The sequence below is a fragment of the Shewanella sp. 5_MG-2023 genome (genome assembly GCF_030547465.1).
In the GTDB taxonomy this organism is placed as follows: domain Bacteria; phylum Pseudomonadota; class Gammaproteobacteria; order Enterobacterales; family Shewanellaceae; genus Shewanella.
Genome location: NZ_JAUORC010000061.1, coordinates 1 through 3,369 on the forward strand (window position 1 = coordinate 1; position 3,369 = coordinate 3,369).

3 protein-coding genes are annotated in these 3,369 nt (G+C 34.3%); all 3 read right to left on the reverse strand.

From position 1 onward, the window contains the following. Positions 1-97: 97 nt before the first annotated feature. The 3 genes from Q4557_RS19550 to Q4557_RS19560 are packed head-to-tail and all read right to left on the reverse strand — an operon-like array spanning position 98 to position 3,141. Positions 98-1,216: a hypothetical protein gene (locus tag Q4557_RS19550; protein ID WP_303414981.1), complete on the reverse strand. Its 1,119-nt coding sequence runs from the start codon at positions 1,214-1,216 to the stop codon at positions 98-100. Next, positions 1,213-1,782 (reverse strand): DUF4365 domain-containing protein, encoded by a 570-nt coding sequence (locus tag Q4557_RS19555; protein ID WP_303414983.1) that lies wholly within the window; start codon positions 1,780-1,782, stop codon positions 1,213-1,215. The genes Q4557_RS19550 and Q4557_RS19555 overlap by 4 nt, the downstream gene beginning before the upstream one ends. 60 nt (positions 1,783-1,842) lie before the next feature. Further along, complete coding sequence (locus Q4557_RS19560; RefSeq protein ID WP_303414985.1) at positions 1,843-3,141, reverse strand: HNH endonuclease; 1,299 nt, start codon at positions 3,139-3,141, stop codon at positions 1,843-1,845. Positions 3,142-3,369 lie beyond the last annotated feature (228 nt).

A 3,369-nucleotide genomic window follows, 5' to 3' on the forward strand; every position in this document is an offset into this window, starting at 1 on the left:
TTGGGAACCGCCCTGTGCGGAGCCGCATGCAGGGTGGTGTGGGGGCTGGAGGCTAGATACCTCCGGCTACCCGATTAGGGCTTTTTATGCCCAGGTATTATTCTGAATAATCTATCTCTAAGTTCTCAGTTACTGACAAATCATCAATAGTAATAAAATGAGCTGTGAGTTTTTGTTCTACTTTTACTACCTCTAACTCACCTGTAATAGTAACAATAATCTTATTTACGTGAGCATTCGCCACTGTAAGGTATTGTTCATCACTTACAGAAAAAGAAATACTAATATCCTTTTCTTGGTATTTAGTTCTTAATTTTGCCTTACCAAGCTCATCATCATAGCCACGATGAAGATCAGCAATTTCTCCTGATAATTGAATATTATTTTCTACTTTCTTTTCTTTCAAGATTTCACGATAGTCGACAATGTACTGAACGTTGCGAGCATATAAATGTATCGATTTACAATATCTCTCTTCGATAGACTCTTTTGGCGACCAATTAACATTTATTTCAATATCTCTATGCGACTGAGACCCCATAATGTCGATTAAAGCATCACAATCTTTTTTATCTATTCCTATTTCTAAAAGGCTTTGTGTAATTAACTCAAAATTAATCTTTTTACTAAAAATTGAAGACACTTCAAATATTTTTGAGTAAAAAGACTTATTAATAATTCTCCCTAGGGAAATATCACTATCAAATAAATCAGGTTCATCATCAGTGTTTACTCTATAAAGTGGTGAATGAATAGAAACTATATAGCTACCAATTTGAGTCTGCCCCATGCCCACATGGTTCAAGTAGTTACTTAAATGTTTTGATTTATTTTTAAACCTTTTAACTTGATTTGAACAGTGTTTAAGTAATTTATGTGATGATGACAAAAGCTTTATACCGTCATCAAATGGTATTGAACCATGCTTTACATCATCTCCTATTGCTCTAACAGAAATTGTATCAAAGTTCTGTGGTGATATTTGTTCGATTAAAACCCCAACAGGGATCATTAAGCATTCAGATATTTCTTCTAAAGCATCGTCTAACAATAATCGGTAACGTTTATGGTCTTCATCTAGAGTAAGAGTTACTTCAGAACTAGGAAACTCATCACTATGCCAAATTTGAAAGGCACCTCTTATTTCAGATGTTTTTTTCCAACCATTTAGACTTAAGAAACTTGTAACTGAAGGCAGTGAAAGTAAAGAGTTCATATCATTATCCCCTTAGCACTATGTGAAGCCATAAGTTCTAACAAAGTCAGATTATTAAAGGCTTGTGAAAAGGGCACTCTAACGGTGACATTAGTTGTATTGGTTACTTCTGGGTAACCCTCAATACTAACCCAATAACCTGAAAACCTGACTTTAGATTGTAAGCTAGAATGCTCAATCCACTCACGATTATCTTTAGGGCAAAATACAACTATAAGTATTTTGGGTAAATCATCAGTTTCACGAAGATCATTATAATTCTTTAGAGGTAGAGGGAAAGCTAACTCTTGATTTTTCATATCGATATATTTGTAGTTTGATGTACATTTTAGCTGTGCAAGAAGTCGGGGTCTTTTCCATTTTCCACGAAAACCTTTACCAATAAGTTCAATATCAATACTTTCATTATCAGTTGTAGGTTCACTATAATTAATTTTGGCGGCAGCACACATTAATTTCACATATGCTGAGCTAAAACGCTCTTGAGCATCTGTGATGTGTAAGCCATATGAAGATAAAAGTAATTCCGACAACACACTAGTTTCAGTAACTTTCTCTATATCCATTTTTAAATTTTATACTTCCATTATATTAATTCGTCTAGAATTTTTTATGAAGCCTAACGCCTAAACCAGATGCGCCGCAGGTACCTGCTGGAATTTCTTGTAAGGGCTAGATTCACTATTATTAATCTTAACATTATAGGTAGGCTTAATTTCTAAAACAGAGTCAAAACTCGTATAAACCCAGCCATTGTTTTGTGCAAACTGCGGAAACATGTCAAAAAACACGTTCATCTGCTCATCCCCCAAATATTTTAATGTATCCTTATTTGAAAAAGGAACAATGAAAGCATACACATAACACCCAACTCGAAATTCACAAACGATGTGCGGAGATAAACATGAATCATCTTTTCTTGCCATAACAATGATCTTTGGGTGACCAGAATAACCAGAATGATTAATGAACATGCCAATCTTTGGCAGTTCCACTGTTGAATGCTCTAGCTCCAGCAACCACTCAATTGTTTTATCAAGATTTACTAATTCACCTTTATCAATAACTGATAGCGCAATCTTGCACAACGCCTTATAAAACGCAATTGGGATGAATTTATTATTCGATTTTAATTTTATTGCAAGGTTCCCATTTTCATCTTCATCAATATCTCTTGATGCTATATTGATATGTTTACCATCAAATTGTGCTACTCCATTTTCATATTTAACCTTAGGATATCCGTCCTTTCCTTTTATCCCCAAAGTGACACGATATATATTTAAAAACTCAATAAGGGAAGGTTCAATATGATCGCCAAAGAAACTATTACACTCATCACACTCTTCGGCCAAAATTATATTCTTATTACCTAAAGCTTCAGGAATTGCATGTGCAACACTCTGAAACCGAGCGCCATCACTTACACTTTTAGAGCAAAACCTACACTTTCTTTTACGTTTATTTTTTTCACCAATAACAGTCCTAATATCACTTCTTGGACTAAACATTGAATAGGCTTCAATTTGCTTAGAAAAAACGTCATTCCCTATATAATCGTCACCCTCACTTTTTAATCCATTACACACCATCAAAAGGGCCTCAAAAGCTAATTTATCTTTAGTACTTTCCGGCTCACTTTCTAATAGTAAAAAACGCTCACAACACGGCAAGTCAGATATTTTTTTATTCAATTTATTTATTTGTGGCACTAATGAACCATAGCGTTTTACATATAAACGAATAAGCTCCTTTAGCTCCATCGTAACAACCTGAACTCTATTTATTTCGAGTTGGTTTCCATGCGATTCAGAAAATATATTTAACAATTCATAGAGAGCTCTCGAACTAAAATCATTGTTTGCTACTAGCCCTATAACAAAACCACCTTTAAGAGTTTTAAAGTGAAGATTTATTTCTCTCATATTTAACCTTGAGTACGCAGATTGTTAGTAAAGCCCTAACAGCTTATTCAATAGCAGCACAATAATGTTCCAGGCTGCTCAATTCAAACTTTAAAGGTACCACCGCTAAGTCCTTGTTGTAAATTGAATATTTTCGCGAATATGTAAGTATTGCTCAAAATACTGCCGGAAAAAGAATGCGTCTTTGTTTACGAGGTCTATACAACACTTTAAAAAATTTCGCAGTAG

What these genes read in the sequence shown, in the direction of transcription:
- Q4557_RS19550 (WP_303414981.1), bottom strand. Translation starts at nt 1,216, where the DNA reads ATGAACTCTTTACTTTCACTGCCTTCAGTTACAAGTTTCTTAAGTCTA.
- Q4557_RS19555 (WP_303414983.1), bottom strand. Translation starts at nt 1,782, where the DNA reads ATGGATATAGAGAAAGTTACTGAAACTAGTGTGTTGTCGGAATTACTT.
- Q4557_RS19560 (WP_303414985.1), bottom strand. Translation starts at nt 3,141, where the DNA reads ATGAGAGAAATAAATCTTCACTTTAAAACTCTTAAAGGTGGTTTTGTT.